Origin of the sequence: Megasphaera intestinihominis, from assembly GCF_040096415.1 — a bacterium.
Classification (GTDB): domain Bacteria; phylum Bacillota; class Negativicutes; order Veillonellales; family Megasphaeraceae; genus Megasphaera; species Megasphaera intestinihominis.
In genome coordinates this window covers 20846-27028 of record NZ_JBBMEU010000031.1, presented here as the reverse complement: position 1 = coordinate 27028, position 6183 = coordinate 20846, and the positions used below count along the sequence as shown (strand labels likewise).

Annotated in this window: 4 protein-coding genes; 3 read left to right on the top strand and 1 reads right to left on the bottom strand. The window is 55.0% G+C overall.

Annotated features, from left to right (window positions below; all coding sequences use genetic code 11):
- Positions 1–30: 30 nt before the first annotated feature.
- Positions 31–1536, bottom strand: a complete 1506-nt coding sequence (gene putP / locus WMO23_RS06480) for a sodium/proline symporter PutP (RefSeq protein ID WP_302755300.1) — start codon at positions 1534–1536, stop codon at positions 31–33.
- Between the two features lie 231 nt (positions 1537–1767).
- Here putP and secA point away from each other — a divergent pair, with 231 nt between their 5' ends.
- From secA to WMO23_RS06465, 3 genes are all read left to right on the top strand, one after another.
- Positions 1768–4233, top strand: coding sequence for a preprotein translocase subunit SecA (secA, locus tag WMO23_RS06475; RefSeq protein ID WP_349173540.1), 2466 nt, complete (start codon positions 1768–1770; stop codon positions 4231–4233).
- Between the two features lie 128 nt (positions 4234–4361).
- A protein-coding gene (prfB, locus tag WMO23_RS06470; protein ID WP_335340745.1) for a peptide chain release factor 2 occupies positions 4362–5484 on the top strand; the annotation gives its coding sequence in 2 pieces (ribosomal slippage) (positions 4362–4430 and positions 4432–5484; 1122 coding nt in all).
- 5 nt (positions 5485–5489) lie between these two features.
- Positions 5490–6176 carry an LmeA family phospholipid-binding protein gene (locus WMO23_RS06465; protein WP_020310903.1) on the top strand — a complete coding sequence of 229 codons (687 nt, stop codon included), beginning with the start codon at positions 5490–5492 and terminating at the stop codon, positions 6174–6176.
- Positions 6177–6183: the final 7 nt, after the last annotated feature.

The window sequence follows — 6183 nt, the reverse complement described above, 5'->3', positions numbered from 1 at the left end:
GCGGCCTGCGGGCCCGCCACGTGCGAGCCCCTACTCTTCCTCATTGTGGAGGACGCTGATTTTGGGAGTATGGTGGATGGCTTGTTCAAATTCGTCCTGGATTTCCTGGCTCGGTCCGCCGTCGAGTTTGCTGACGATGTAGATGGCGATGAGCGAGAAGAGGAAGCCCGGTACGATTTCATAGAGGCCGAACCAGGCGAACTGTTTCCAGATGAGGACGGTCAGGCCGCCGACGATGATGCCGGCCAGGGCGCCGTTCTTGGTCATGTTCTTCCAGTACAGGGACAGGAGGATGGTCGGGCCGAAGGCGGCACCGAAGCCAGCCCAGGCATAGGAGACCATGGTCAGGATGTAACTGTTCGGGTTGAGGGCCAGGACGATGGCCAGGGCGGCGACGACGAGGACCGTCAGGCGGCTGACGTAGATTAATTCTTTATCGCTGGCATTCTTGCGGACGAAGGTATGATAAAAGTCCTTGGAAATGGCCGAGGCCGTGACCAGCAGCTGCGACGAGGCCGTACTCATGATGGCTGCCAGGACGGCCGATAAGATGAGGCCCGAAGCAAAAGGCGGGAAGAGCTGACGGCTCATGACCAGGAAGACTTTTTCCGAATCGGCGCCGACTAAAGGCGTCGGGACGATGACTTTGCCTACCAGGCCGACCAGGACGGCAGCGGCCAGGGAGATGACGACCCAGGTCATGGCGATGTGTTTCGATTTCTTCAGTTCCGTCGGGTCGCCGATGGCCATGAAGCGGACCAGGATATGGGGCTGGCCGAAGTAGCCGATGCCCCAGGCCAGGGCGGAGATGATGCCGATGATACCCGTCGTCGTCGTGTCCGGTGCCATTTCCAGCAGGTTCGGTGCCGTCGTAGCCAATCGGGTCATGACGGCGTCGCAGCCGCCAAAGGCGATCATGCCGACCAAGGGGACCAGGACGATGGCCAGGAACATCATGCAGCCCTGGATGAAGTCGGTCCAGCAGACGGCCATGAAGCCGCCCAGGAAGGTGTAGATGACGACGACGCCGGCACTGAGCAGTAGGGCCGAGAAGTAGTCCATGCCGAAGACCGATTCAAAGAGCTTGCCGCCGGAGACGAAGCCCGATGACGTGTATATAAGGAAAAATATAAGGATGAAAATAGCCGAGATGATGCGGATGATATTTTTTTCATCGTGGAAGCGGTTCTTCAAATAGTCCGGCATGGTCAGGCTGTTGTTGGCCACTTCGGTATAGTTACGCAATCTCTGGGATACGAACTGCCAGTTGAGGTAGGTACCGATGGCGATGCCAATGGCAATCCAGGCAGCCGAGATACCTGTAGAATAAGCGAAGCCCGGTACGCCCATGAGCATCCAGCCGCTCATGTCCGATGCTTCGGCACTCATAGAAGTGATCCATGGACCCAGGCTGCGCCCGCCGAGAATATAGTCGCTCAGCCGCTGCTGGGACCGGGAATAATAGACGCCAATCGCCAGCATTGCCAGTAAGTAGAGGGCAAAGGCTGTCAATATGGACACATCATATTGCATCATAATGATAAAACCCCTTTCACGTGGTGGATAAATAAATAATAAAATCATTTTAGCATATTCATGCGGTGTTGTATATGGGAAAATACCTGTTCTTTCCCAAAGGAATCCCCTTATATTTTCTTAAATCCCTTTGAAACGGTTGCAAAATAGGCGCCAATCACGGTATAATGTATAATTGATATAATATCACAGAGTGGATTGCAAATTGTGTAAATTGGAGGTCTCGGATAGGTGTTTAATAAACTGATACAAAGACTGCTCGGGAATAACACGGAGCATGAATTAAAGAAGATGTGGCCCATTGTCCGCCGCATCAATGATCTGGAACCGAAATTGGCAGGCCTGAGCGATGCGTCGCTGCAGGAGAAGACCTTCGAGTTCAAGAATCGTCTGGCCAACGGTGAAACGTTGGACGACATTCTGCCCGAAGCCTTTGCCGTCGTCCGCGAAGCTTCACGTCGTGTGACGGGGATGCGCCATTTTGACGTCCAGCTCCTGGGGGGCATCGTCCTTCACCGCGGGGATATCGCCGAAATGCGTACGGGTGAAGGCAAGACCTTGGTCGCGACGCTGCCGGTTTACCTCAATGCCCTGACGGGGAAGGGCGTCCACGTCGTCACCGTCAATGACTACCTGGCTACTCGTGACAGTGAAGACATGGGCCGCATCTATAAGTTCCTCGGTCTGTCCGTCGGCCTCATCGTCCACGACCTCACGTATGACCAGCGCCGCCGGGCGTATAACGCCGACGTCACGTATGGGACGAACAATGAATTCGGCTTCGACTATCTGCGCGATAACATGGTCATCAGTGCCGACCAGATGGTACAGCGGCCGCTCAATTATTGTATCGTCGACGAAGTGGACTCGATCCTCATCGACGAAGCGCGGACGCCGCTCATCATTTCCGGCCCGGGTGAAAAATCGACGGACCTGTACTACACGCTGGCAGGCATCGTCAAGACCTTCACCAAAGACGACTACACGATGGACGAAAAACAGAAGACCATCGCGCCGACCGACTCGGGTGTTGCCAAAGTTGAAAAGATGTTGGGCATCAGCAACATGTTCGACAACGACCACCTCGATTTGAACCACCTCGTCATCCAGGCCCTGCGGGCGCGCTTCATGATGCACCGCGATAAGGATTACGTCGTCAAGAACGGCGAAATCGTCATCGTCGATGAATTCACAGGCCGCCTCATGTTCGGCCGCCGTTACAGCGATGGCCTGCATCAGTCCATCGAAGCCAAGGAAAACGTCAAGGTCCAGGGCGAAAGCAAGACCCTGGCTACGATTACCTTCCAGAACTACTTCCGTATGTACGACAAGCTGGCCGGCATGACCGGTACGGCCAAGACGGAAGAAGACGAATTCAACAAGATCTATAAACTCGACGTCTACGTCATCCCGACCAACAAACCGGCTATCCGCCGCGATCTGCCGGACGTCATCTACAAGACGAAGAACGCCAAGTACCGCGCCGTCGTCCGGGAAGTCAAGAAGCGCCACGCTACGGGCCAGCCGATCCTGGTCGGCACGACGTCCATCAACCAGTCGGAAATCCTCAGCCAGCTCCTGGATAAGGAAAATATCGTCCACAACGTGCTCAACGCCAAATACCACGAAAAAGAAGCGGAAATCATCAAGAACGCCGGCCAGAAGGGCATGGTCACCATTGCCACCAACATGGCTGGCCGCGGCACGGACATCAAACTCGGGCCAGGCGTCGCTGAACTGGGCGGCCTGATGATCATCGGTACGGAACGCCACGAAAGCCGCCGTATCGACAATCAGCTGCGCGGCCGTGCCGGCCGTCAGGGCGACCCGGGTACGACGCAGTTCTTCCTGTCTCTGGAAGACGACCTCATGCGTATCTTCGGCTCGGAAAACATTTCCAAGTTCATGGATAAATTGGGCATGGATGAAGACGAACCGATTACGGCCAAGATGATTACCCGGTCCATTGAAAAGGCTCAGAAGAAAGTCGAAAGCCACAACTTTGAAATCCGTAAATACGTCCTGGAATATGACGATGTCATGAACCAGCAGCGTGAAGTCCTCTATGGCCAGCGCCATCAGGTCCTTACGGCTGATTCCCTGCGCGATACTATCATGGGCATGGTCGACGATATCATCCACGAAGGCCTGGACAAATATGCCAATGAAAAGCTCTATCCTGAAGAATGGGATTTCGCCGGCCTCCTGAGCCAGATGCAGCAGTATTTCGTGCCCAAGAACGCTACGTCTGTGGAAGAACTGGAAAACCTGAGCCGCGTCGAAGTCCAGGATAAATTGAAACAGATCGCCGTCGACCTCTATGAAGAACGCCTCAAGGAAATCGGCGAACAGACCATGAAGGAACTGGAAAAGGCCATCATGCTCCGTGTCGTCGACAGCAAGTGGATGGACCACCTCGACGCTATGGATGCCCTCAAGGAAGGCATCAACCTGCGGGCTTACGGCCAGAAGAATCCGCTCGTCGAATACAAATTCGAAGCCTATGAAATGTTCGAGGAAATGATCGAATCCATCAAACGGACCGTCGTCACCTTCCTCTATCATATCCAGGTCACGTACAGCAAGCCCGTACCGCAGGCGGAAGATCATCTCCAGGGCGCTCACGAAGTCCACGAAGAAAGCAAACCCGTCAGCGCCGAAGACATCAAGAAAGACGAAGAACGGGAACGGCAATGATGGCGTAGGGGCGTCCACGCGAATCCCGTATAAATTATCCCGTGTAGGGGCGCCTACGTGGGGCGCCCGCGCGAATTCTGTGAACATCCTATTATAGTTATGTTTTATGAAAGATGGTGATACTTGTGTTGTTAGATGAAATGCGTAAACCGCTGGAAGACCTCAAACATAGAATACAAGAAATCGGGGATTCACTTTAACTTACCTCGGAAAAAAGAACGTATCATGGATTTAGATATGCAGATGAGTGACCCGACCTTCTGGGATGACCCGGACAAGGCCAAGAAGATTTCCCAGGAAGCGACGCTGCTCAAGACGGAAGTCGAAGGCCACGAAGAACTCGTCCGCAAAGCTGATGACCTCAGCGACTATTTGGAAATGGCCATGGAAGATGGCGACGCCTCCTTTGCCGAAGACATTGAAAAGCAGTACCACGACCTGCTCAAGGACATCGAAAAGCGGGAAGTACGGCTCCTCTTGTCCGGCGAATACGACAAGTGCAACGCCCTCATCACTTTCCACGCCGGTGCCGGCGGTACGGAAGCTCAGGACTGGGCACAGATGCTCATCCGCATGTACACCCGCTGGGCTGAACGCAATGGCTACAAACTGACCGTCCTGGATATGCAGCCCGGTGATGAAGCGGGCATCAAGAGCGCTGCCTTCCGCGTCGAAGGCGAATACGCCTATGGCTATTTGAAATCGGAAAAAGGCGTCCACCGCCTGGTCCGCATTTCGCCTTTCGATGCCGCAGCCCGGCGCCACACGTCCTTTACGGCTGTCGATGTCATGCCGGAACTGCCGGACGACGTCGATGTCGAAATCAATATGGACGACGTCCGCGTCGATTACTTCCGCGCCTCCGGTGCCGGCGGCCAGCACGTCAACAAGACGAGTTCCGCTGTCCGCATGACTCACATGCCGACGGGCATCGTCGTCCAGTGCCAGAATGAACGGTCACAGCTGCAGAATAAGGAAATGTGCCTGAAGTACTTGCGGGCTAAGCTCTTTGAATTGGAACAGGAAAAGCAGGAAAAACTGAAAGCCGAAATCGGCGGCGTCCACCAGGCTATCGAATGGGGGAGCCAGATCCGCTCGTACGTGTTCCACCCGTACAACCTGGTCAAGGACCACCGGACCAATGTCGAAACGGGCAATATCCAGGCTGTCATGGACGGCGACCTGGACATCTTCATCGAAGGGTATTTGCAGCAGGAAAAAGAAAAGAAGTTAGCAAAGCAGGAGCTCTAAAGTAAATGAAAAAATGGATGATTTTCTTTGTCATCGTCGCAGCCCTCTTGGTCGGCGCCAATTCCTATGCGCCCCAGCTGGCCGAAGCCGGCCTCTGTCAAGCCTTGTCGGCGACACTCAATCTGCACAGCGATGATGTCCGCGTCCAGGCGTCGCCAGGGGCGAAGATCTTCCTCGGCGACATCGACGCCATTACGGTTCATGCCAATAATTTCCAGGCTGGCGATCTGACCTTCGCCCACTTCGACTGCAATCTCTACGGCGTCCATTTCAAGCCGCTCCTGGCCCTGGCCGATCAGGAAGTCCGGGTCACCCGGGCCGAGAGCGGTGAAATGACGGCATCCATCCGCAGCGAAGAACTGGAAAAGTTCCTGGTCAAGAAGGTCCAGGGACTGACGGACCCGCAGGTCTCCTTTGAAGACGACGCCGTCCGCGTTCAGGGACGGGTGAAGCTGGGCGGCCTCGTGTCGGCCCAGGCTGATGTCCGCGGTCATTTTGGCATGAAAGGGTCGAAGCTCATGTTCATCCCGTCGTCCGTGACGGTAGAAGGCATGGGCATGCAGATCAGCACGACGCAGATGGCCAATGCTGAGATTTACGACTTTGCCGAATTCCCCTTGGGAATCCAGCCGGACAGCGTCACCATGCGCGACGGCCTCCTGACCATCCATGGCCAGGTGAGCAACTCATAGATAAGGT